The organism is Acinetobacter colistiniresistens, from assembly GCF_000413935.1.
Taxonomy (GTDB): domain Bacteria; phylum Pseudomonadota; class Gammaproteobacteria; order Pseudomonadales; family Moraxellaceae; genus Acinetobacter; species Acinetobacter colistiniresistens.
Window position 1 is genome coordinate 189,804 of sequence record NZ_KE340380.1, and the last position, 24,848, is coordinate 214,651.

Below are 24,848 nucleotides of genomic sequence, written 5' to 3' on the forward strand. Positions count from 1 at the left end.
CTCACTTTACAGATATCTACAGGGGAGCAACAGGCTGTTAGAAGGTTGAAATCCGGCCCATCAAATCGTTGTACTCCGCTCAACGCTATAATGTAATTCAACCATACCTTCACCCATTTGATGAACAGAGTTTAGTTTAAGTGTTGGAGCAAGTGCTCTTCGGGGAAAAAGTGCTTTTCCTTTTGCAAGAGTAACAGAGCCAATTTGTATAATAAGCTCATCAAGCAAATTTGCATCATAGAACTGACCTGCCAATTCGCCACCGCCTACAATCCAGATATTCTTATCCTCAATGATGGATTGTATTTCATAATAAACAGGGCTAACTTCTCCTTGTACAAAATGGATATCTGCACCTTCAATCAAGGGTAGTTTACGACTGGAAAATACCCAAGTTGGCTGAGTATAAGGCCAAGCTGAACCTGTTTCGGCAGCAACTTGCTCTGCGTTATTCAATATCCATTCATAAGTGGCTGAGCCCATGACCAAAGCGCCAACATTTGTAATAAACACTGGATAACTTGAGTTATCCAGTTCGCCTAATGCAAATAACCATTCTAAAGAATCGTCTTCGGTCGCAATAAATCCGTCTAGGCTACTTGCTGCAAAATATTGTACTTTCATCCTGATCATCTCCTTATTCTAAAGGAGTATCTTAGAACTTATTTTCTTTGGATAAATTGTTTAAATCGGATATACGACACCTTATGACGCTTTAAAAAGCCTAAGCTTGAAAAGGATGATGTTTATACCAATGCTCAGCAATCTGCTGACGGGTACAAATCCAGACCCGATCATGATTTTGTACATAATCCAAGAAGCGCTGTAGTGCCTTAAAGCGGGCAGGACGTCCTAGAATGCGGCAATGCATACCAATAGACAGCATTTTCGGACGACTTGCTCCCTCTGCATAGAGAACATCAAAAGCATCTTTTAAATATTCAAAAAAATCCTCACTACGATTAAAGCCAGTAGGAGACGCAAACTTCATGTCATTGGTATCAAGTGTATAGGGGATAATTAAATGCGGACGGGTTGTACCCGCTGCATTGCTGAGTGTTGTCCAAAAAGGTAAGTCATCACCGTAATAATCACTGTCATATTGCACCTGATCATATTCTGCCAATAACTGACGGGTATTGGGGCTATCGCGGCCTGTATACCAACCCGTTGGCATTTCACCAAACAAATCTTTGAGAATGTGCATGGCTTCCGCCATATGTTGTTTCTCAGTTTCAACATCCATATTTTGATAATGAATCCAGCGTAAGCCATGTGATACCACATCATAATGGTGCTGTTTGATCGCTTCGACCACCAATGGATTTCGTTGCAAAGCCATTACCACAGCAAAAATGGTCATGGGTAATTGGCGTTTGGCAAATTCCTGTTGAATCCGCCAAAAACCGACCCGTGAGCCATATTCATAAATCGAGTCCATCGAAAGATGCCGCGCAGGATAACTTTCTGCACCACTGATTTCAGACAAAAACTGTTCTGATCCTTCATCGCCATGCAAAATATGCTTTTCACCACCTTCTTCATAATTCAACACAAACTGCACCGCAATTTTCGCTTGATTGGGCCATTGGGCATGGGGCGGTTGATCGGCATAACCGACCATATCACGTGGATAATCTGCTGTTAAATGAGTGTCTGTATTGGGCCAAACCATAGTAATGCCTGAATGTGGAAAAGGTGAATCTTCACATCAACTTACTCGATAAAATCTTTAGGTGTCAAACATTATATTGATTTAAATCAGTGATTTATGTGTTTTATTTTGGTGCAAAAACACCATGTTGTTGATGAATATTCTTTAACATGCGCGATTTTAGTGCCTCCATCTCGATAATGATTTGATTCATCATGATTTGCGCAATCCGAGAAAGTTGCCGTTTTGGTGCAACACAAAGTGCAACGGTAATCGGATGTAGGCCATGGTCATTGATTGCTCTAAATTCAAACTCACCATTTTCAATATAAGGGGCAGCATCCAGATAACTCATAATGCTAATGCCTAAGTTCTGTCTGAGCAATGAAATCATCATATGGATATCATTGCACTCGATAGTATGACGTGGGTGAAAGTTCTGCTTTTTATATAAGGCCGTAACATGGTCATGAATGACCAAAGGCTCGGCAGGAACAATATGATTGAATTCCAGTGTATCAGAGAAGTAGATTTTTTCTTTATGGGCTAAAGGATGCTGTTTGGGAATCACGAAACCCAAGGGCATTTCAATAAAGGCGCTGATTTGTAATTGGTGCTGATGTTTAGGGTTCAGAATCAAACCAAAGTCGAGTTCAGCATTGATCACCAGATCCGCGATACGATCACTGTCCAAGACACGAAGCTTAAAATTAATCCATGGATATTGCTCAACAATAGACTGCATCACTGCACTGACAAAGCTTTCACTCAGTGCTGCAATCATCCCAAAATCAATTGAACCGCGTTGTATGCCTTGGATTTCATTCAAACGTTTCTGGGTGATTTGAAACTCTTTTTGCCAGCTGCGTAGATCGGCATAGAGTAATTCGCCAGCCAAAGTCAGCTTGAGTCCACTGGGTAAACGTTCAAATAAAGCCACACCGAGCTCTTCTTCTGCCAAAACGATCTGCCGATGCACGGCGGAGACAGAAATAAAAAGTTGATCGGCCGCTTTTCTTAAACTGCCTGTTTTGGCAACGGCAATAAAATAATCGGCAAAACGTGAAAATGGCAGGGCCATTGCAAACTCACTTGAGATAAAGCAGGTTTCAATACAAAAGCAATTTTAGTGCCTAGACTGTTCTAATTTTTAGAATGAGTCATGTAAATCATTCTAATAGACGAAAATATTGATCTATTCCACACTGCAAACAACAGCGGAAAGACGAAATCACGAGCACAGGATATGAACGCAATTCCATTCATCAATCTTCCAAATAAGCCATGCCATAGCCAATTTGATGATCAGGATTGGCAGATTCTTGCACAGCATTGGTATCCCGTCGCACGTATTGAAGATGTGAGCAGCAAACCGCAGCAAGTGACCTTATTGGATATGAATCTGGCGCTATATAAGACCGAAACAGGGCAGATTCATTTGGCTCGGGATATTTGCCCGCATCGCGGTGTGCCTTTGAGCAAAGGCTGGGTTGAGGGAGACACTTTGATTTGTCCTTATCATGGCTTACATTTTAATGAGGATGGCAAATGCAGCAAAATTCCAGCTCAACCTGATTTAACTAAAATCTCAGAGCGCTTTTCGCTGACCAAGTTTCCCGTGGTTTTAAAATATGGCTTGGTTTGGACTAGCATTTTGGGTAGAGACGAAAGTTTGGCGAATTTTCCTGTGTTAGAGACATGGGAGAGTGCGGCACATCAAGCCATCTTGCCGTCATCAGTGGATATTGCAGGTTCAAGTGGTCGTCAACTGGAAGGCTTTATTGATGTTGCACATTTTGCTTGGGTACATCATCAGGCTTTTGCCGATCGAGATAATCCTGTGGTGCCTAAATATTCGACTGAACGTACCGATTATGGCTTACATACAAACTACACCAGTAATGTCAGCAACTATCCGCATGGCATGCAGCATTTAGCGCCCGATGATTTTTTATGGGAACGGATCTTTGATGTTTATCCGCCATTTTCAGCAGTGCTGACCATTCATTTTCCAAATGACGGGGTGCTCAAGATTTTAAATGCCTGTTGTCCCATCTCGCATAATAAGACTCGCTTATTTGTACCGTTAACCCGTAATTTCGATACCACAGGTGATTTACAAGCGGTCTATGATTTTAATGCGCAGATTTTTGCTGAAGATCAAGAGATGGTAGAGGTGCAAAAGCCAGAAGAGTTACCTTTAGATATTAGTATGGAAGCGCATTTTGAAGCCGACCGTTCTTCGACCATGTATCGCCGTATCTTGGCAGAATGGGGTTTAAGCAAACGATATACGGTGTAGATTAAATAAATTTTCGATATTTAAGTGGAGTGCTGTGTATTCTATCTGACCTAAATTGTTTATTTGTATAGGCTTGTATATACAATTGCGCTAAATTCAATATACAATGACTTATAATGTTTAGTATGAGTTTTAGCCAATGTCAAGAGCGACAAAGCAAAACGATTTGGATTTGTCCTTAGAAGAAGATAGTCCCGTTCCTTTGTATTTGCGTGTGAAACAAATGATTTCACAAAAAATCTATGAGGGAACGTGGACGGTTAATAAAAAGATTCCTTCAGAAAGTGAATTGGTCAATTTACTCGGCTGTAGCCGCATGACCGTGAACCGTGCCTTACGCGAACTGACCAGTGAAGGTTTATTGGTACGTATTCAAGGTGTCGGTTCTTTTGTTGCCGAAGGGCAAGGGCGTACCGCTTTATTTCATGTCAATAATATTGCCGAAGAAATCATTGCCCGAAACCATAAGCATCATGCCGAAGTTTTGGTGCTGGAACAAATTCAGGCCAATGCCGAGCAAAGCATGTTGATGCAGATGCGTGAAGGGCAAAAGCTGTTCCATTCAATTATTGTACATTATGAAAATGATGTGCCAGTACAGATTGAAGACCGATTGGTTGATCCGGTATTGATTCCTGATTACTTGTCACAAGACTTTAAAAGCATTACACCGAATGCGTATTTGATGTCGAAAGCACCTGTGACCGAGGGTGAGCATGTGGTCACAGCGATTCTGGCTTCTGCACAAGAATGCAAATGGCTGAAAATTAATAAGACCGAACCGTGTCTATTGATTCGTCGTCGGACTTGGTCGAATAAACAACTGATTTCCAGTGCGCGATTGATTTATCCGGGTAGCCGTTATTATCTGGAAGGTAAATTTACCCAATGATTCAACAGTTAAGCGTATCTGATTATCAGCAGATGCTGTGGAAGAATGGTGCGGGCTATACCAGAGAGCTTGCCCGAAGTGACGGGGATGGTCTAGATGCGTTTGATTGGCGCATTTCCATGGCGGATGTTAAAACTTCGGGCGATTTTTCCAAGTTCAATGGTATGCAGCGCATCCTTACAGTATTGGAAGGTGCTGGCATCATACTGAAGATTGATGATGATTCTGAGCATCTGAAAACCTTACAATCCGCCCAATTTAGTGGAGATAGCACGACCAGTTGTGAACTCAGTGATGGGCCGATTCGGGACTTTAATCTGATTTATAATCCAGACAAATGGTGTTCTCGCTATCAATGGATACGTGAGCCAACGAGTTCTGAGCTTTTCAGCTCAGCGGATCTGATTTTTATTTTTAATCAGAGTCCTGAACCATTAGAAATTGAAGTAGAGCAACAGATTTTCTGTTTAGCCCAGCATGAAAGTCTTAAAATAGAGCAGCAAAAAGCATTGAAAAAACTGGTTTTAAAACCACAGCATTTAAAGCAAGCTTGTCTGATCGAACTCACAAAAAATTAAGTTTTTCACTTTTTCTTAAAACACATACAACCTCAAGTTGTATGTGTTTTTTATGGCTAACATAAAAATAAATCTATTTATTTCATAAGCTTGTAAATTATTTTCATAAAAGAATTGAAAAGCATCTTTTCAAGATAAAAGTTTTGTGTAGTATATGGATGTATATACAAGTTAATACATTGCTATACAGTAAAGCAGGTTAATTTGCTGATTCAAACTCAATGGAAGGAGTCCGATTGTGACAACAACGACAACAACGACAACAAAATTTCGTGATGTAGAAATTCGCGCACCACGTGGTACAAAGCTCAATGCAAAAAGCTGGTTAACAGAAGCGCCTTTACGCATGCTGATGAACAATCTTGACCCTGATGTTGCAGAAAATCCAAAAGAGCTTGTTGTTTACGGTGGTATCGGTCGTGCTGCACGTAACTGGGAATGTTTTGACAAGATCGTTGAAACACTTAAAAATTTAGAAACAGATGAAACCTTATTGGTTCAATCAGGTAAGCCAGTCGGCGTATTTAAAACTCATAAAGATGCACCGCGTGTTTTGATTGCGAACTCAAATCTTGTCCCACATTGGGGAACTTGGGAGCATTTCAATGAATTGGATGCCAAAGGTCTTGCAATGTATGGGCAGATGACAGCGGGTTCATGGATTTATATTGGTAGCCAAGGCATTGTACAAGGCACTTATGAAACCTTTGTAGAAGCAGGCCGCCAACACTATAACGGCGATTTAACAGGTCGTTGGGTGTTGACTGCTGGTTTAGGCGGTATGGGTGGTGCACAACCTTTGGCTGCAACACTTGCAGGTGCATGCTCACTTAATATCGAATGCCAACAAACCAGCATCGATTTCCGTTTACGTACCCGTTATGTCGATGAACAAGCAACTGATTTAGATGATGCTTTGGCGCGTATTGAAAAATATACCAAAGAAGGCAAGGCGGTTTCTATTGCACTACATGGCAATGCTGCTGAAATTTTACCTGAGTTAGTCCGTCGTGGTGTACATCCAGATATGGTGACTGACCAAACCAGCGCACATGACCCATTGAATGGTTATTTGCCAATTGGCTGGACATGGGAAGAGTACCGTCAGCGCGCTAAAACTGAGCCAGAAGCGGTGGTCAAAGCAGCAAAACAATCAATGGCGCAGCACGTTCAAGCGATGTTGGATTTCCAGAAAATGGGTGTTCCAACTTTTGACTATGGCAACAACATTCGTCAAATGGCACAAGACGAAGGCGTAAAAAATGCCTTTGATTTCCCGGGCTTCGTTCCTGCTTACATTCGTCCATTGTTCTGTCGCGGTGTTGGTCCATTCCGTTGGGCGGCACTTTCAGGTGATCCAGAAGATATCTATAAGACAGATGCCAAAGTAAAAGAACTCATTCCAGATGATGAACATTTACATCGTTGGTTAGATATGGCGCGTGAACGGATCAGCTTCCAAGGTTTACCAGCGCGTATTTGCTGGGTGGGCTTAGGCTTACGTGCAAAATTGGGCTTGGCATTCAATGAAATGGTGCGTAGTGGTGAACTTTCAGCACCGATCGTGATTGGTCGTGACCATTTGGATTCAGGTTCAGTCTCTAGTCCAAACCGTGAAACAGAATCAATGAAAGATGGTTCAGATGCTGTATCTGATTGGCCATTATTAAATGCCTTGTTGAATACTGCTGGTGGTGCGACTTGGGTATCATTACATCACGGTGGTGGTGTAGGTATGGGCTTCTCGCAGCACTCAGGTGTGGTGATCGTGTGTGATGGTACCGATGAAGCTGCGGCACGTATTGCACGTGTACTAACCAATGACCCTGCAACAGGGGTGATGCGTCATGCCGATGCGGGTTATGACATCGCAATTGATTGTGCTAAAGAGCAAGGCTTGAACTTGCCAATGATCACACAATAAACAGACAAGGACATTACGATGCTTTTTGCAATTGTGCATTCAGCATCGTAAGCGAACAATAGAGTGCAAAACAGGACGCCAATAATGGAACTTTTAATTCAAGCCGGCAAACTCACCTTAGCAGACCTTCGTAAAGCCTATTTCAATCCAATTAAAGTCAAGTTGGACGACAGTGCTTCAGCAGGAATCGATGCCAGCGTTGCTTGTGTGGAACAAATCGTCAATGAAGGTCGTACCGCATACGGGATCAATACAGGTTTTGGTTTACTCGCTTCGACTAAAATTGCACCAGAAGACTTAGAACAATTACAACGTTCTTTAGTGCTTTCACATGCGGCAGGTGTGGGTGAGCCCTTAGATGATGCCATGGTACGTTTGATCATGTTGCTGAAAGCGAACAGCTTGGCACGTGGTTTTTCTGGGATTCGCCGTAAAGTGATTGATGCACTTTTGGCTTTGATCAATGCTGAAGTGTATCCGCATATTCCATTAAAAGGTTCAGTGGGTGCTTCAGGTGACTTGGCGCCGCTTGCACATATGTCTTTGGTGTTAATTGGCGAAAGCAAAGCACGTTATAAAGGTGAATGGTTACCTGCGGTTGAAGCGTTAAAAATTGCAGGTTTAGAGCCGATTTCTTTGGCGGCGAAAGAAGGTTTGGCATTACTGAATGGTACACAGGCATCCACTGCTTATGCGTTACGTGGTTTATTCGAAGCAGAAGACCTATTCGCTGCCGCAACGGTTTGCGGTGGTTTAAGCGTTGAAGCAATGTTGGGTTCACGTGCGCCATTCGATGCACGTATTCATGAAGTGCGTGGTCAACGTGGTCAAATTGATGTTGCCGCTGCGTATCGTGACTTACTAACTGAATCAAGTGAAATTTCTCATTCACATGAAGATTGTAGCAAGGTTCAAGACCCATATTCATTACGCTGCCAACCGCAGGTGATGGGTGCTTGTTTGACTCAAATCCGTCAAGCCGCAGAAGTTTTAGAAATTGAATCAAATGCTGTCTCAGATAACCCATTGGTCTTTGCTGCTGAGGGTGATGTAATTTCAGGTGGTAACTTCCACGCTGAGCCTGTGGCAATGGCTGCGGATAACCTTGCATTGGCCATTGCAGAAATTGGTTCGCTATCTGAACGTCGTATTTCTATGATGATGGACCGTCATATGTCACAATTGCCGCCGTTCTTGGTTGCCAATGGTGGAGTCAACTCTGGCTTCATGATTGCTCAAGTAACAGCCGCTGCGTTAGCAAGTGACAATAAAGCACTTGCACATCCTGCCAGTGTTGATAGTTTACCGACTTCTGCAAATCAGGAAGACCATGTTTCCATGGCACCGAATGCGGGCAAACGTTTATGGTATATGGCTGATAACGTTCGCGGCATTCTTGCAGTTGAATGGTTAGGTGCATGTCAGGGTCTAGATTTCCGTGAAGGATTGAAGAGTTCTCCAAAACTGGAGCGCGCACGTAAACTGTTGCGTGACCAAGTACCTTACTACAGTGAAGATCGTTTCTTTGCACCCGATATCGAGCAGGCAAGTGAATTGCTCGCAAGTGGTTGCTTGAACGCATTGCTGGTTCCGAAGCTATTACCGAGTTTGTCTGAAGTGTGATCAATAAAACGGTCACATGGAGTGGCCGAATCTAACTAAATTTCCTCAAGGATTGGAGATTATAATGTCACAACACTCCACATTACAGCGGGGGTTAAACACCCGTCATATTCGTTTCTTGGCATTAGGTTCAGCCATCGGGACAGGGCTCTTTTACGGTTCGGCGACAGCCATCAAAATGGCAGGGCCATCTGTATTGATCGCATATATTGTTGCAGGGATTGCAATTTATATCGTGATGCGTGCACTCGGTGAGATGGCTGTACGTAATCCGGTATCAGGCTCTTTTAGTGAGTACGCATCACATTATATTGGTCCATTAGCTGGGTTTACCACGGGATGGACCTACGTTTTTGAAATGGTGATTGTCGCCTTGGCCGATGTCACGGCTTTCGGGATCTATATGGGATTCTGGTACCCCGATGTACCCCGATGGATCTGGATTCTGTCTCTGATTATGTTCTTGGGTGCAATCAACCTGATTCACGTGAAAGTCTTTGGCGAACTTGAGTTCTGGCTTTCAATCGTCAAGGTCACAGCCATTGTTGCCATGATCTTGGGTGGTTTCGGTTTAATGTTCTATGGTTTCCATGCTGACCATAGTGGTTTTACCACGGGCATTCAAAACTTATGGATTCATGATGGCTTTATGCCAAATGGAATTGCAGGTTTGGTTGCATGTTTATCTGTGGTGGTATTTGCTTTTGGCGGGATTGAAATTATTGGTTTGACTGCAGGTGAGTCGCAAGATCCGAAAACGTCGATTCCTCGTGCCATTAACGCCGTTCCAGTCCGAATCTTACTGTTCTATGTATTGACGATTTTTGTGTTGATGTCGATTTTCCCATGGAATCAAATTGGTAGCCAAGGTAGTCCATTTGTTCAAATTTTTGAAAATCTAGGCATTGGATCAGCGGCTACGATTTTGAATATTGTGGTGGTTACCGCAGCAATCTCGGCAATTAACAGTGACGTATTCGGTGCAGGACGTATGCTGTATGGCATGTCGAACCGTGGACAAGCACCGCAAGTTTTCCAAAAAATCTCAAAGAATGGCGTGCCTTGGATGACGGTTGTGGTGATGGCTGGGGTGTTATTGATCGGTGTTGTGCTGAACTATCTCATTCCTGAAAATGTCTTCATCATCATTGCTTCAATCGCAACCTTTGCAACCGTTTGGGTATGGCTGATGATTTTACTTTCGCAGGTCGCAATGCGTCGTAAGCTGTCTAAAGAAGAAATTAAAGCCTTGGATTTCCCTGTGATTGGCTGGCCGTATGCACCTGCATTTGCGATTGTATTCATGCTGTTTATCTTGGCGATGATGGGATATTTCCCTGACTCACGACCTGCGATTTATGTCGGGGTAACGTGGTTAATTCTCCTTTGGATTGCTTATACCATTTGGGTGAAGCCCAAGCAAAACAGCGTAAAAGAAAATCAGACCTTGCAACAAAACATTGAATTGGAAAGCTAACAATCAAATTGCTCAGGTGTTGATCATGCCTGAGCAGTGAGAGGAGTTTTAAATGAAAAAGCTTTGGAAAAACTGTCATATCGCCACCATGCAAGATGGACAATATTCCAGTATTGAAGATGCAGGGATGGTCACGCTAGGACAGCATATTCACTGGATTGGAGCATTTAAAGATCTTCCTGCCGATGTATATTCTGAAACCATTGACTTAAATGGGGCATGGGTAACGCCGGGCTTGATTGATTGCCATACCCATAGTGTATTTGGTGGCAACCGTAGTGTTGAGTTTGAAAAACGCTTGCAAGGCGTCAGCTATGCTGAAATCGCAGCCAGTGGTGGGGGAATTGCCAGTACCGTTCGTGCCACCCGTGAAGCCAGTGAAGAACAGTTGTTGGCATCGGCGTTAAAACGAATTCGTTGTCTGCTCAAAGATGGTGTCACCACCATTGAGATTAAATCAGGCTACGGTCTGGACTATGCCAACGAACGCAAAATGCTGCGTGTGATTCGTCAGATTGCAGATACTTTGCCAATGACAGTTCGCAGTACCTGCTTGGCGGCGCACGCTTTACCGCCTGAGTATAAGGATCAAAGTGATGCTTATATTGAGCATATCTGCAATGAAATGCTGCCAAAACTTCATCAGGAAGGCTTGGTCGATGCGGTCGATGCATTTTGTGAATACTTGGCCTTTTCTCCAGCACAAGTTGAACGTCTCTTTAAAACAGCTCAGTCTCTGAATTTACCGATCAAACTGCATGCAGAGCAACTCTCTTCACTTGGTGGATCTAGTTTGGCAGCACGTTATCAAGCGTTGTCAGCAGATCATTTAGAGTTTATGACCGAGGATGATGTCAAGGCGATGGCTGCCGCAGGTACAGTTGCAGTGTTATTGCCAGGTGCGTTCTATTTTCTACGAGAAACCCAATCCCCACCGTTAGAGAGTTTGCATCAACATGGGGTGCGGATTGCCTTATCCAGTGATTTAAATCCGGGCACATCGCCAGCCTTGTCATTGCGATTGATGATGAATATGGGCAGTACCTTGTTCCGTTTAACTCCTGAACAAACCTTAGCGGGTGTGACCACGCATGCAGCGCATGCCTTGGGTTTACAAGATACACACGGTACGTTGGAAGTCGGTAAAGTTGCCGATTTTATCGCATGGGAGATTGAGCATCCATCCGAGATCGTTTACTGGTTGGGTGGGGATTTGCCAAAGCGGATTATTCAGCATGGTCAAGAAATCTCGATCTAGCAATGTAGCTCATTTATAAAGGATGCTAGAGACAATGAATCATTCATTTACATGGCAAGGGCGTAAAGATGGCGAGGGTGCTGAACACTTGAGGATTCACCAAGTCATCAATACCACGCCAAAAGCAGATTATGCCCTGATTGGCTTTAGCTCGGATGAAGGGGTAAAGCGCAATAAAGGCCGCTTAGGTGCGGCAGATGCTCCAGATAGCATTCGTGCGCAGTTAGCCAATTTGCCTGTACATCAACCCATCACGATTGCTGATATCGGGACTGTGGTGTGTGACGGTTCAAAACTGGAACAAGCACAGGCTGAACTGGCTGAACAGGTCGAAAGAAGCTTAACACAGGGCATGAAACCGATTGTTTTAGGTGGTGGTCATGAAGTGGCTTTTGGCAGCTTTTCTGGCTTGTTTCAATATCTGCAAAACAATGAACCCAATAAGAAAATTGGCATCATCAATTTCGATGCACATTTTGATTTGCGTGAAGCTGAACAGGTGACCTCTGGCACACCATTTTTGAATGCAGCCAGACTGTCTGAACAGCATCAGCAAGAATTTCATTATTTGTGTATTGGCGTGGCGAAACATTCAAATACCAAGGTTTTATTTGAAACCGCAGATCGGCTGAATTGTACTTATATTTACGATTATGAGTTACAGAAACAAAGTGTTGAAACTTTGATCGAAAAGTTGACAGCTTTTACAGGAAAAGTTGACTATTTGTATATTACAGTTGATCTTGATGTATTTAGTGCTAGCATTGCGCCAGGTGTAAGCGCACCTGCGGTAAAAGGAATTGATTTATCAGTTTTTGACCCATTACTAGAGGCCATTAAGGAAACCGGAAAGATTAAAGTTTTTGATGTGGCGGAATGTAATCCACGGTTTGATTTGGACAGTAGAACTGCCAAATTAGCCGCTTATATAATTTTTAACTACATATTTGATTGATGGATCATGTGAATTCATCAAAAGGTTAAAACATGTCTAATTTATCTTATGTCTCTCAAAATGACGGTCCATGGGCAACTTATCTTGAACAGATCGAGCGTGTTGCTCCATATCTAGATGGTCTAGAAGGTTATGTGGATACATTGAAGCGCCCAAAACGTGCTTTGATTGTTGATGTGCCAATTGTTATGGACGATGGCACAATTCGTCATTTTGAGGGTTATCGTGTACAACACAACTTGTCACGTGGTCCGGGTAAAGGCGGTATTCGCTATCACCCAGATGTAGATTTAAATGAAGTAATGGCTCTTTCAGCATGGATGACAATTAAAACTGCGGTGGTAAATTTACCATTTGGCGGTGCAAAAGGCGGTATCCGTGTTGATCCACGTCAGCTTTCTCCACGTGAATTAGAACGCTTAACACGTCGCTATACCAGCGAAATCAGCCATATCATTGGCCCACAGAAAGATATTCCTGCGCCAGATGTAGGGACTAACCCGAATGTCATGGGTTGGATCATGGATACTTATTCATCGGGTCAAGGTCATACTGTGACAGGTGTAGTAACTGGTAAGCCTGTACATCTTGGTGGTTCGTTGGGTCGTATTAAAGCGACTGGCCGTGGTGTATTTATCACGGGTCAACAAGTGGCTGAAAAAATCAAACTACCTTTAGAAGGCGCAAAAATTGCGGTTCAGGGTTTTGGTAACGTGGGTAGTGAAGCTGCTTATCTGTTTGCAGAATCAAAATCTAAAATCGTGACGATTCAAGATCACACCGGTACGATTTTCAATCCAGAAGGGATCGACCTTGCTGCATTGAAAACACACATGGAAACTCACCAAGGTGTGGGTGGCTTTGCTGGTGCACAAGTGATCAGTGATGAAGCGTTCTGGACTGTAGACATGGATATTTTGATCCCTGCTGCATTGGAAAGCCAAATCACGGTTGAACGTGCGAAAAACTTGTCGGCAAAATTGGTACTCGAAGGTGCGAATGGTCCAACTTTCCCAGAAGCGGATGACGTTTTAGTTGAACGCGGTATCACTGTTGTTCCTGACGTAATCTGTAACGCTGGTGGTGTAACCGTATCTTACTTTGAATGGGTTCAAGATATGTCGAGCTACTTCTGGTCTGAAGAAGAAATTAACGAAAGACTAGACAAGCTAATGATTCAAGCCATCAATGATGTATGGCATAAATCAAGTGAGAAAGAATGTACCTTACGTACTGCTGCCTTCATTTTAGGCTGTGAACGTATCTTAAAAGCACGTAAAGAGCGTGGTATTTTCCCAGGCTAATCCTGCGAATCAATACCCAAACGACCTTAAGACGCATGTTTTAAGGTCGTTTTTCTTATTGCTGAATTAATCCAGAAAGAAATCTTTTTGTAGCTGGGTGTTGCCGCTGACACAGGCATATTGGGAAAAATCAGTGATCCCGATCCGTGTCAACGCTTGTTCATCAGTGAGGCTCTGTCCCGTCAGTTCACCTTTTGTCGTACTGTAAATTGCGAAAGCCGCATCAGCCATGATCTCAGGTTTACGGCTGAGTTGCCGTGTATTTTCCTCGCCTAGGTTTTTCGAAACTGCTGCTGTTGCGATATAGGTCTCAGGCCACAGGGTATTACAGGAAATACCATAGTGACGGAACTCTTCTGCCATACCCAAAGTCAGAATGGTCATGCCATATTTAGACAATGCATAAGGCGAGAGCATACCCAACCATTTCGGTGACATATTCACAGGTGGTGATAGACTCAGAATATGCGGATGCTCTGCTTGTTTAAGAAAAGGTAAGGCGGCTTGGGCACAAATAAAGGTGGCACGGTGATTAATGCTTTGAATCAGGTCATATTGTTTTAATGAAGTGGCTTCCACACCGGTGAGGGCAATTGCACCTGCATTATTTATTAATACATCAATACCACCAAAGTTTTTGGCTGCTTGTTGCATGGCAGCATGAATTTGCTGTTCATCTCGCACATCTAAAAGTAAGGGCAGTGCTTTGCCGCCAGAAGCTTCAATCTCTTCGGCGACGCTATAAATTGTGCCTGTTAATTTGGCTGTTTCCACTTCAGTTTTTGCTGCAATCACCACATTTGCCCCAGCTTGTGCTGCTTTCAGCGCAATGGCTCGGCCAATTCCTCGGCTGCTACCCGTAATAAAAATAGTTTTTCCTTGCATATTTCTCATGGTGAAGTCCTGTCTTTAATTTTTATTGGGGTTGAATTAAATCATAAATGGGTGAGCGAATTTTTCAGGCTGATAAAGCTGACGTTGCTTGGCAATCTCGACAATCCGATGACGTAATTGGCGTTTGATTACGGCATAGGTCAGGCGATGCTTTTGTGACATTTCTTCCGCAAACTTAAATACTTCCAGATTTAATGATTCGGCAGGGTGAATCTGATGCACCACTTGCGCGTCTAAACACTCGGCACCTGTCATGGTTTTTCCAGTTAAAGACATTTCCCAAATCGCATGCTGATTGGGAAGCAGTTGCACAATTTCTGCAATACAGTCAGTAAAGGGAATGGTCAGTTTGACTTCGGGAAAACAAAAGCGTCCTTTGTCTGCCCGCATCAAGCGAAAGTCACAGGCTGATGCCAAAATTGCACCACCAGCATAAGCATTGCCATTAATTTCAGCAATCACAGGGAGGTTAAGCAAGGCCAAACGCAGCAGCATATTTTCCAGTTGTAAGGTAAAGGCTTTTTTATCTTGCATAGACTGTTGCATTAGCCAAGCGAGGTCTAGACCATTACAAAAGGTCTTGGGGTGATCACTTTGAATCACCAGACAGGCGTTATGCGAATCACGCTCAATTTCATCAAAGATCTCGATATATTCATTCAGCACATCTTGGTTTAAGACATTGTCCTGATCGCCATTGGTTAAGGTGAGAACATAAATAGACTGTTGCTGATCAAGCGTCATGGTGGTCATTGAAGCGCTTCCTGATTGTGCGTTAGTTTTTTGATTGCAGTCATTATTCCCAATAAAACACTCGCACAATAGGTGGGACTATGCCATATTGATGATCATTTTAGGACAGTGGATGTTCGATGCGAGATCCGTTTGGATTGTTTCAGGAAACCATTTCAGTTTCTTATGCACATTTATTATTAGAAATTGTGCATGATTATGCCATTGATACTGAAACAGTTTTGTCTGGTACGGGATTAAGGCTCGCAGAAATGAAACAAGCCGATGCCAAAATGAGTGCGCACCAGTGGTCAAAACTGGTGGTCAATGCCTTAAAGCTGACGGGTAATCCACGTCTAGGCATTGAATATGGCTTTAAATTACGACCGACGTCGCATGGGGCTTTAGGTTTTGCATTTCTCAGCTGTACCGATGTCGAAACTGCTTTAAGCCTTTGCCAGCAGTATTTCTGTACCCGCATCCAAAATTTTATCCCTGAATTAAATATTCAAGAAGATTTTGTCTATGTACATTTGGATGATGTACATCCTGTTAAATTAGGTAATGCACAGCAATCTGATCAATTAAGATCTTTCTTAATTGAGAGCTTACTGTTTGGTGCCATTCATTTTCTTAGTTTATTTTCTAAAAAAATTGCAGAAAATTGTGAAGTCTTTGTCGACTGGGCGGACGCACAGAATTATAAAAGTGTTGATCTTGGTCAAATCACCATTCATTTTAATCAGCAACGTAATGGTCTGCGTTTTCCCAAGCACTATTTACTGTGTAAAAATCCAAATGCAGATCAAACGGCCTTTCAGCAAGCGCTGTTGTATTGTGAAAATGACAAACTGAAATTACTCAAAGAAGCGACGCGTGACCTTCAGAAAAGCATTCGTTCCGAGTTGCTCTATAAAGCAGGCAATGCCTATCCAACCTTGCCCATGATTGCACAGCGTTTGAATATGTCTGAGCGCACCATCAAGCGGCATTTGCAGGCACAAGGGACAACGTTCTTGCAAATTTTAGCGGAGGTTCGTTTTAATCAAGCCAAGAAGTTACTGCAACAGCCACAATACAGTATTCAGGATGTTGCAGCTCTGGTGGGGTATGAAGAAGCCACAAATTTTATTCGCGCGTTTAAAAAGATGTTTGGGGAAACACCCAGTCAGTATCGGAAAAGCTATTTGTCCAAGGCCGATTCATCCGACATCGCCAACTGAACCGTTTCAATAAAGCGTTCTAACGAATGCTGAATCTGTTCTGTCCATTCAAAGGAACAATTCATGCGAATAAAATGTTGATGTGAAGGCAGTACATTAAATAACGGACTTGGCGCAACACCCACCTGTTGCTGAATCAGTTGTTCATAGACTTGCATGCTGCTGACTTTTTCCGGAAGTTGAATCCAGAGAAAATAGCCACTTGGATAGTTATACACCTTACAGTCTTTCGGTAGATGCTGTTTCAGATATTGAAAGAACTGCTTTTTATTCTTTTCCAAAGCCCGTCGAAGCGTTCTTAAATGTTTTTCATAATGATGATGAGAGAGGAACTCCACCAGTGCATTCTGGATCAGCGCATTGGCAGAAATGGTACTCATTAATTGCAGATGCTGAATATGCTCGGAAAATTTACCTGCATAGACCCAACCCATACGAAAACCTGAACCCAAGGTTTTGGAAAAAGAAGAGCAGTGCAACACCAGATTCTGTTGATCAAAATACTTCATTGGCAGCGGTTTTTGATTGCCATAAAATAGCTCTTCATAGACATCATCTTCGATTAAATGAATTTGATGCTCATGCAACAATTTGGCAATTTTATATTTAATTTCATCGCTGACGGTAAAGCCAATCGGGTTATGCGCATTCAGCATAAACCAGCAGACCTTGATCGGATAACTTTTAATGACCTGTTCAAAGGCTTCAATATCAAAGCCATGCTGTGGATGTTCTGGCAGGGTAATCACTTTCAGGCCCAAACGTTCTGCCGCCTGCCATGCGCCATAGAAAATGGTTTGCTGCAACAAGATATAATCGCCCGGTTGGGTAATCGCTTGCAGGGAAAGATTGAGGGCTTCCAACCCTCCAGAGGTGATGACAATGTCATCGGCATCGGTAGGAATCCCTTGCATACAATAGCGTTGCGCAATCAATTTTCGGAGGGCTAAATTTCCGGGCGGTAGATTGGTGGTCTGATCATAACTATGTCGATTACGGGAAAGCTGTCCCATGATCTGGATCAGCTTGGGCGGATACAGCAACTGACTGTCTGGAAAAGCCGAACCTAGAGGACTGACCTGTTTAGACTGAATCGATTTAAGATACTTAAACACCAAGGAGTTGATTTCAATTTTTGGATTTAAAGACACCACTGAATAGGCTTGCGGAATCTGAATTTTATTTTGCTCAGCCACAAAATAACCTGACTTTTCTTTGGAATAAATCAGCCCTTGTGCTTCCAGTTCTTGGTAAGCATTCATCACCGTAATTAAGCTAAAGCCTGAGCGCTGTACTTGTTCACGCAAAGAGGGCAGTTTGGTGTGCGGTTTCCATGACCCATTCTCAATGAGAAGTTTGAGCTGGTGTGCTAACTGTTCTGATTTATACATAAACTCAAGTGAATCCGTATAGATGGAACAGCTTTTATGCTAGCTGTTCCATCTCTTTTTTTAATAAGCAAACATCAATAACAGTCTAAATAAACCTGCAATGATGGCAAGTGCAAAAAAACCAACTAACCATAAGATTATAAACCATTGTGTTTGGCTTAAATGCAGAGATTTTATTTTCATGCAAAGCTGCTCCTTAGTGATAACCCGTATCTCCAACCCGTACTTTATCTTTAAACACCCAGTAAGAGAGGATGGTATAGGCAATAATGATTGGAATTAAAATGACAGCCCCAACCAAGGCAAACTTTTGACTGGAATGTGGTGCTGCTGCTTCCCAAATGGTAACGGACGGCGGAATAATATTCGGCCAGAGGCTGATCACAAATCCACTAAAGGCCAAAAATACCAAGGCCAAGGTATAGATAAACGGCTTGAAATCCTGACGTTGCTTACATGCCTTTAAAATCAGGAAGGTAAACAACAACACCAAGATGGGCACTGGGCTAAAGTACAGCAGATTTGGCAAAGCAAACCAACGTGCTGCAATTTCAGGATGCGTGAGTGGTGTATATAAACTGACACCTGCAAAGACCACAAACAGTAAGATGATCAGTTTAGGCATCAGGCCATACATCTGATCTTGTAACTCATGATCAGTTTTCATAATCAGCCAGCCACAACCAAGTGCGGCGTACATCGCAACCACACTCAGGCCTGTAAATAGAGCGAATGGGGTCAGCCAGTCCAAGCCTGAACCTGAGAAAATACCATTGGTGGTTTGGATCCCTTGAATATAAGCACCTAAAATCACGCCTTGCAGGAAGCTAGAGAGAATCGAACCCCAGATAAAAGCTTGATCCCATAAATATTTGGTGCGATTGGCTTTAAAACGAAATTCAAACGCAACACCACGGAAAATCAGTGCAATCACCATCAGGGTAATCGGCATATACAAAGCAGAAAGCACTGTTGAATACACCAATGGAAAGGCGGCGAATAGGCCAGCACCGCCAAGCACCATCCACGTTTCATTGCCATCCCACACGGGTGCGACGGTATTCATCATCACATCACGTTCTTCGCTGCTTTTGATAAAGGGGAATAGAATGCCAATCCCGAGATCAAAGCCATCCAGAATGACATAGATCAGAACACCGAGACCGATAATGCCAACCCAAATCAGAGATAAATCAATCATGGTGCTTCTCCTTGTTTGGGTCTTGTTGATCAATGCTTTCATCAACAGCACTTAATGGACGCATTGGTGTTTTAAAGTGTCCAGGACCTGCAGGTTCAAGATCAATGGCTTCAATAAACTCAGGACCTTTTTTCAGCAGTTTCAACATATAGTAAATCCCGCTACCAAACACGATGGTATAGACCACCACAAAGATAATCAGACTGATACCGACTTGATCCGCAGTGACCGCATGCGATAAACCATCTTTGGTCCGCATCACCCCATACACCACCCAAGGTTGACGGCCTACTTCAGTAGTGACCCAGCCTGCAAGTAGCGCAATATAGCCTGTTGGTCCCATGACAAAAGCGAATTTATGAAACCAAGAGGAACCATACAATTTGCCTTTTTTACGTAACCACAAAGCAATGAAAGACAGCAGTACCATTAACATGCCAAGCCCAACCATGACACGGAAACTCCAGAACACAATGGTTGAATTGGGTCGGTCTTCAGGGGCAAAGTCTTTTAAGCCTTTCACTGTGCCATCCATGGAGTGGGTTAGGATCAGACTGCCTAAATGGGGGATAGCAACAGCGTATTTAGTCCGTTCTTCTTGCATATCTGGAATACCAAACAGATAGAGCGGCATCGCTTCATCATGGTTGGTCTCCCAATGACCCTCCATCGCGGCAAGTTTGGCAGGTTGATGTTTCAAGGTATTCAAACCATGATTATCGCCAATCACCACTTGCAAACATGAGGTGACGAGCACCATCCATAAACCCATAGAAAAGGATTTTTTCACCAACTCATCACGTCGGCCTTTGATCAGGTGCCATGCAGCAGTACCAACCACCAGTAAGGAGGACACTAAAAATGCAGCGGCTGCCATATGAGCAAAGCGATAAGGGAAAGAGGGATTGAACACGATTGCCCACCAGTCGGTTGGCACAATAATCCCGTTTTCAATGGCAAAACCTTGAGGCGTTTGCATCCAACTGTTGGAGGACAAAATCCAGAACATGGAAATACAGGTGCCGATCGCAACCATCAGGGTGGCAAAGAAATGGGCTTTGGGGCTGACGCGTCCCCAACCAAAGAGCATGATGCCCAAGAAGCCTGCTTCCAAGAAGAAAGCACTCAGGACTTCATAGGTGAGTAGAGGGCCTGTAACACTCCCTGCAACACGGGAAAACTCGCTCCAGTTAGTCCCAAACTGGTAGCTCATGACTACGCCAGAGACGACACCCATCCCAAAGGCAACTGCAAAGATTTTAATCCAGTATTTGAATAGATCTTTATAAATCGGGTTTTGGGTACGTAGCCATTTCCATTCCAGCATGGCAAGGAAACAGGCGAGACCAATCGAGGTAGCGGGAAAGATAATGTGAAATGAAACAGTAAATGCAAACTGTATTCGGGCTAATTCTAAAGCAGTGAGACCGAGATCCATATATCCTCTCCTATAACAGACTTAAACGAGTCGCTAGGAAAATGTGAAAGAACGGACTTAAACCCTTAAAAATAAGCAGAACCTAAAAACGGTATTGGGATATTTCAAAGCAATTTAAGTTTTATTCATCATCCAATCTTCTGTTGTATATAAGTAGATACAATTTCTTTTTGTTTTTTTATAACAGATACGTGCTTCTACCATGATCTGTTATATTTTTTTAAGCAAACTCTGTAGCTATTCAGCAGTTTAGACCTGATTCAAAATAGCATAAGCAACGATGCAGTATGTTTGAATATTGATCAATCATTGTAAGTTGTCTGAGCAAAAACTTTTGACTGAATGGCGTATGACTATGTTTGTAACCGAAGAACTCAATGCGATGATTCGACTATTTAAAGACAGTACACCTTCGCAATCAGTACAAGAACAGCTACGCCTTGAATATGTAAATCTTGAAGCAACCTTACTAAGGGGCAAAGTGCTGAGAGATTTTTCTAAAGAGAAGGTCGCTTATATTGCGCAGGCGGAAATCGTGGAAAATGACAATAATCTCGGCTATTTATTCGCGCCATTTATTATTGCCAATTTAAACCAGCCTGTGATTTATACGACGCCAATTTCAGCGTCTGTTTTGTCGATTTTAAAGCAATATTATCAGGCTGAAAAAAAAGTTAGTTTGAAAATTGAAGAAGTACTGCATAGCCTGAAATTGTATGTTGATTTGGTTGATCAAGCTAAAAGTGAAGAAGATTTCTTGTTTCGCTGTCTGGTCAAGGCGCTGTGTCGAACGGATATCTTTCATATCTTCTTGGTCACACATGTGCCGATTGATCAGCAACAGATAAAGATTTTGGAAGATTATTTTGATGTAAAAATTGATGTCATTTATGCGGATAAGACTGAAAGCATGCTGGCTGATGAGTTGATCAATACCCGAAAGTTGTTATTTAAAAACAAAGATGAATGGCATAAAAAAGTCTGCACTTTGTTTGCACAGCTAAATGCTCAACTGATCGCACAAATTGGTCAGTTTAGTCCAGCTCAAGCAGCGCATTTAATTGAAGATATGTTTTATTCAGAGCACATTTTTGAAAAGTTATCGGTCTATGCCGAATACATGCAAACCCGCATTCAAAATGGCGCCAGTTTTAAGGCCTTGTCTACGATGTGATTGAATTGAATTTTAATATTTGAATAGGAGCAGAGCGATGTCTCAAGAGCAATCGAAGTTTCCATACCTTGCCGTTGGCATCAGTATTTTATTGGGTTGTTTATTTCTGGTGTTTTTCTTTCTGGCGGTCAGTAATCAGCCTGACTATATGCCTTCTCAACAAAAGCAAAATAGCACTCAAGCTCAGCACACTCAGTCCGTCAGTAAATAATGGATAAACAAGCAAATGCCATGTCGAGGTTTTTCTCACTTACTGGTGCTTAGAGCACGCACCAGTAAGTTTTTTTATTGCGCTTGAATGGCGTTCGCAGTTTTTTTATTAATAGAATAAGACAAATCAAGAATAGAAAAGAAGCACAATTCATGTTAATCCTATCTGTAGCAAATGTTAAGAATAGCTCAGATGAGGGCAACATAATGGATAACTCAGAACAACCTATACATAAGCAAGAAAATACCAGTTTTGCAAGAATTGAACCCTATACCCAACCTGCGGGTGGATGGGGCGCATTGTTAAGTGTTGCCCGAAACCTCAAAAGGCAGGATGTTTTAAAAAAGGGTTCAATCACCTTACTCAATATTAATCAACCCACAGGCTTTGATTGTCCAGGTTGTGCATGGCCTGAGAAAAAAGATGCGCATGCCTTTAACTTCTGCGAAAACGGCGCCAAAGCGGTTGCTTTTGAAGCAACCAGTAAAACGGTTACGCCTGAGTTCTTTGCGCAACATACGGTGAGTTGGCTCACTGAACAAAATGATTTCTATCTAGAAGACCTTGGACGTTTAACCGATCCAATGCGTTATGACCCTGTTTCGGATAAATATGTACCGATTTCTTGGGATGATGCTTTTCAACTGATTGCTCAGCATTTGCAGGCGCTGGATCATCCAGATCAAGCAGCCTTTTATACTTCAGGGCGTGCCAGTAATGAAGCTGCATTTCTGTATCAACTTTTTGTTCGCAGCTTTGGTACCAACAATTTTCCAGACTGTTCCAATATGTGTCATGAAACCACCAGTGTCGGTTTAAAAGATGCGATAGGTTTAGGCAAAGGCACCGTGATTCTGGATGATTTTGATCAAGCAGATGCTATTTTTAGTTTTGGGCATAATCCGGGTACCAACCATCCACGGATGTTGGCAACCTTGAGGGAGGTCTCTCGAAGAGGTGGTAATATTGTTGCGATTAACCCGATCAAAGAACGTGGACTAGAGCGCTTCCAAGATCCGCAAGCACCTTTGGAAATGATGACCAATGGCAGTACTCCAATCAGCCGCTATTATTTCCAACCCAAAATTGGTGGCGATTATGCACTGATGTTTGGAGTAATGAAGCATTTATCCGAATGGGATAAAAAAGCTTTGGCGAAAGGGAAAGCCAGTGTTTTTGATCGCAGCTTTATTGACATGAATACCATGGGTTTTGATGAGATGCTGGCTGAGATTGATGGTACAGAATGGTCACAGATTCATAAACATACGGGACTGTCACCTGAACATTTAGAGTCAATTGCCAAGATGTATCTGGATGCGAAAACTGCCATTTTCTGTTGGGGGATGGGGATTACCCAACACCGTCACGGGACAGCCAATATTCATATGCTGGCAAACCTGATGCTGGCACGTGGACATATCGGTCGTCCGGGGGCAGGTCTCTGTCCAGTTCGGGGGCATAGTAATGTGCAGGGTGACCGAACCATGGGCATCAATGAAAATCCAAGTGATGCACTTCTAGATAGTATTGATCGGGTCTTTGGTATCAAGTCACCGCGTAAACATGGTTTTGGGGTGGTCGATACCATCAAGGCGATGTATGAAGGCGAGGTCAAAGTCTTTATTGGCCTTGGTGGAAACTTTGCGGTTGCCACACCTGATACGCCCTATACTCAAGAGGCGTTACGCCGTTGTGATTTAACCGTCAACATTACCACCAAGCTGAATCGCAGCCATCTCGTCTGTGGCAAAACAGCCTTAATGTTACCGTGTTTGGGACGAACCGAAGTGGATATGCAGCTGCATGGACCTCAAGCAATTTCAGTCGAAGACTCAATGAGTAATGTACATCTTTCCGCAGGTCGCAATCCGCCGATTTCAGAAAATATCTTATCCGAGCCTGATATTGTGGCGCGTATGGCAGCAGCAGCCTTGCCTGACAGTGCAGTGAGATGGCGTTGGTATATTGAGAGCTATGATCGTATTCGCGATTCCATTGCTGATGTTTTTGATGAATTTCATGATTTCAACCAACGGGTTTATCAACCAAGTGGGTTTCATTTAGAGCATCCTGCCAATCAACATGTTTGGCATACGCCAAGTGGCAAGGCTCAGTTTTTAATTACCCCATTAACTGAAGTCTATGAGGACAAGGAAAATCAGTATGCTGCGGCCTATACTGAGCAGCAAGTCTATACGCTGATGACCACACGTTCGCATGACCAGTACAACACCACGTTATATGGTTTGGATGATCGCTACCGCGGTGTATTTGGGCAACGTCGTGTCCTGTTTATGAATCAAACTGATATTGATGCAGCAGGCTTCGTGGCAGATCAATGGGTCGATATTGAAAGTGTGTTCTCGGATGGTGTGAAACGGATTGTACATAGTTTCCGTATTGTGCCGTATAACATTCCGCAAGGCAGTCTGGCGGCCTATTATCCTGAAACCAATCCATTGGTGGCTTTGGGCAGCCATGATAAATATGCCAAAATCCCAGCATCAAAAAGCATTCCTGTGATTCTACATGCCGGTAATGCCCCCGCGCATTTCAATTTGAATGTGGAAGTTGATCCTGAGCATGCCAATGAACGCGTCAGTAACGCATAGTT

22 protein-coding genes are annotated in these 24,848 nt (G+C 43.0%); 13 read left to right on the forward strand and 9 right to left on the reverse strand.

The features are described from left to right. Positions 1-60: 60 nt before the first annotated feature. From F907_RS09245 to F907_RS09235, 3 genes are all read right to left on the reverse strand, one after another. A complete protein-coding gene (locus F907_RS09245; RefSeq protein WP_016652161.1) occupies positions 61-624 on the reverse strand; it encodes a dihydrofolate reductase family protein in 564 nt (187 codons plus the stop codon). Positions 625-724: 100 nt separating this feature from the next. Next, complete coding sequence (gene puuE / locus F907_RS09240; protein WP_016652162.1) at positions 725-1,675, reverse strand: allantoinase PuuE; 951 nt, start codon at positions 1,673-1,675, stop codon at positions 725-727. A gap of 103 nt (positions 1,676-1,778) precedes the next feature. After that, positions 1,779-2,735, reverse strand: a complete 957-nt coding sequence (locus tag F907_RS09235) for a LysR family transcriptional regulator (RefSeq protein WP_016652163.1) — start codon at positions 2,733-2,735, stop codon at positions 1,779-1,781. 165 nt (positions 2,736-2,900) lie between these two features. Here F907_RS09235 and F907_RS09230 point away from each other — a divergent pair, with 165 nt between their 5' ends. From F907_RS09230 to F907_RS09190, 9 genes are all read left to right on the forward strand, one after another. After that, positions 2,901-3,956 (forward strand): aromatic ring-hydroxylating oxygenase subunit alpha, encoded by a 1,056-nt coding sequence (locus tag F907_RS09230; protein WP_016652164.1) that lies wholly within the window; start codon positions 2,901-2,903, stop codon positions 3,954-3,956. A 139-nt stretch (positions 3,957-4,095) separates the two neighbouring features. Beyond that, positions 4,096-4,848: a histidine utilization repressor gene (gene hutC / locus F907_RS09225; protein ID WP_016652165.1), complete on the forward strand. Its 753-nt coding sequence runs from the start codon at positions 4,096-4,098 to the stop codon at positions 4,846-4,848. Next, positions 4,845-5,426, forward strand: coding sequence for a HutD/Ves family protein (locus tag F907_RS09220; RefSeq protein WP_016652166.1), 582 nt, complete (start codon positions 4,845-4,847; stop codon positions 5,424-5,426). The genes hutC and F907_RS09220 overlap by 4 nt, the downstream gene beginning before the upstream one ends. A 238-nt stretch (positions 5,427-5,664) precedes the next feature. Further along, positions 5,665-7,350, forward strand: coding sequence for a urocanate hydratase (hutU, locus tag F907_RS09215; RefSeq protein ID WP_016652167.1), 1,686 nt, complete (start codon positions 5,665-5,667; stop codon positions 7,348-7,350). 84 nt (positions 7,351-7,434) lie between these two features. Further along, positions 7,435-8,973 (forward strand): histidine ammonia-lyase, encoded by a 1,539-nt coding sequence (hutH, locus tag F907_RS09210; RefSeq protein ID WP_016652168.1) that lies wholly within the window; start codon positions 7,435-7,437, stop codon positions 8,971-8,973. Between the two features lie 64 nt (positions 8,974-9,037). After that, positions 9,038-10,450, forward strand: a complete 1,413-nt coding sequence (locus F907_RS09205; RefSeq protein ID WP_005274507.1) for an amino acid permease — start codon at positions 9,038-9,040, stop codon at positions 10,448-10,450. A 52-nt stretch (positions 10,451-10,502) separates the two neighbouring features. Next, on the forward strand, positions 10,503-11,708 hold the full coding sequence (hutI, locus tag F907_RS09200; RefSeq protein ID WP_016652169.1) for an imidazolonepropionase: 1,206 nt from the start codon (positions 10,503-10,505) through the stop codon (positions 11,706-11,708). A gap of 34 nt (positions 11,709-11,742) precedes the next feature. Beyond that, complete coding sequence (gene hutG, locus F907_RS09195) at positions 11,743-12,663, forward strand: formimidoylglutamase (protein WP_016652170.1); 921 nt, start codon at positions 11,743-11,745, stop codon at positions 12,661-12,663. Between the two features lie 32 nt (positions 12,664-12,695). Next, positions 12,696-13,967: a Glu/Leu/Phe/Val family dehydrogenase gene (locus F907_RS09190; protein WP_005242142.1), complete on the forward strand. Its 1,272-nt coding sequence runs from the start codon at positions 12,696-12,698 to the stop codon at positions 13,965-13,967. A 66-nt stretch (positions 13,968-14,033) separates the two neighbouring features. Here F907_RS09190 and F907_RS09185 read toward each other — a convergent pair whose 3' ends face one another. Continuing rightward, positions 14,034-14,861, reverse strand: a complete 828-nt coding sequence (locus F907_RS09185; protein ID WP_016652171.1) for an SDR family oxidoreductase — start codon at positions 14,859-14,861, stop codon at positions 14,034-14,036. A gap of 36 nt (positions 14,862-14,897) precedes the next feature. Continuing rightward, complete coding sequence (locus F907_RS09180; protein WP_005274523.1) at positions 14,898-15,614, reverse strand: enoyl-CoA hydratase/isomerase family protein; 717 nt, start codon at positions 15,612-15,614, stop codon at positions 14,898-14,900. Positions 15,615-15,733: 119 nt separating this feature from the next. On the opposite strand from F907_RS09180, the gene F907_RS09175 reads away from it, so the two are divergent. Beyond that, complete coding sequence (locus F907_RS09175; RefSeq protein ID WP_016652172.1) at positions 15,734-16,816, forward strand: AraC family transcriptional regulator; 1,083 nt, start codon at positions 15,734-15,736, stop codon at positions 16,814-16,816. Here F907_RS09175 and F907_RS09170 read toward each other — a convergent pair. The 4 genes from F907_RS09170 to F907_RS09160 are packed head-to-tail and all read right to left on the reverse strand — an operon-like array spanning position 16,777 to position 20,846. Next, on the reverse strand, positions 16,777-18,207 hold the full coding sequence (locus F907_RS09170) for an aminotransferase-like domain-containing protein (protein ID WP_016652173.1): 1,431 nt from the start codon (positions 18,205-18,207) through the stop codon (positions 16,777-16,779). The genes F907_RS09175 and F907_RS09170 overlap by 40 nt on opposite strands. A 60-nt stretch (positions 18,208-18,267) precedes the next feature. Beyond that, the gene (locus F907_RS19370; protein WP_005154018.1) at positions 18,268-18,390 is read right to left on the reverse strand and encodes a hypothetical protein; all 123 of its coding nucleotides are present in this window, start codon (positions 18,388-18,390) and stop codon (positions 18,268-18,270) included. 13 nt (positions 18,391-18,403) lie between these two features. After that, positions 18,404-19,408, reverse strand: a complete 1,005-nt coding sequence (gene cydB, locus F907_RS09165; protein WP_016652174.1) for a cytochrome d ubiquinol oxidase subunit II — start codon at positions 19,406-19,408, stop codon at positions 18,404-18,406. Continuing rightward, positions 19,401-20,846 carry a cytochrome ubiquinol oxidase subunit I gene (locus tag F907_RS09160; protein WP_016652175.1) on the reverse strand — a complete coding sequence of 482 codons (1,446 nt, stop codon included), beginning with the start codon at positions 20,844-20,846 and terminating at the stop codon, positions 19,401-19,403. The genes cydB and F907_RS09160 overlap by 8 nt, the downstream gene beginning before the upstream one ends. 355 nt (positions 20,847-21,201) lie before the next feature. On the opposite strand from F907_RS09160, the gene F907_RS09155 reads away from it, so the two are divergent. The 3 genes from F907_RS09155 to F907_RS09150 all read left to right on the forward strand — a co-directional run bounded on the left by F907_RS09155 (position 21,202) and on the right by F907_RS09150 (position 24,846). Continuing rightward, on the forward strand, positions 21,202-22,020 hold the full coding sequence (locus F907_RS09155; RefSeq protein ID WP_032862075.1) for a hypothetical protein: 819 nt from the start codon (positions 21,202-21,204) through the stop codon (positions 22,018-22,020). Between the two features lie 37 nt (positions 22,021-22,057). Then, on the forward strand, positions 22,058-22,231 hold the full coding sequence (locus tag F907_RS18945; RefSeq protein ID WP_005274536.1) for a cbb3-type cytochrome oxidase assembly protein: 174 nt from the start codon (positions 22,058-22,060) through the stop codon (positions 22,229-22,231). A 206-nt stretch (positions 22,232-22,437) separates the two neighbouring features. Continuing rightward, positions 22,438-24,846 (forward strand): FdhF/YdeP family oxidoreductase, encoded by a 2,409-nt coding sequence (locus F907_RS09150; protein ID WP_016652177.1) that lies wholly within the window; start codon positions 22,438-22,440, stop codon positions 24,844-24,846. Positions 24,847-24,848 lie beyond the last annotated feature (2 nt).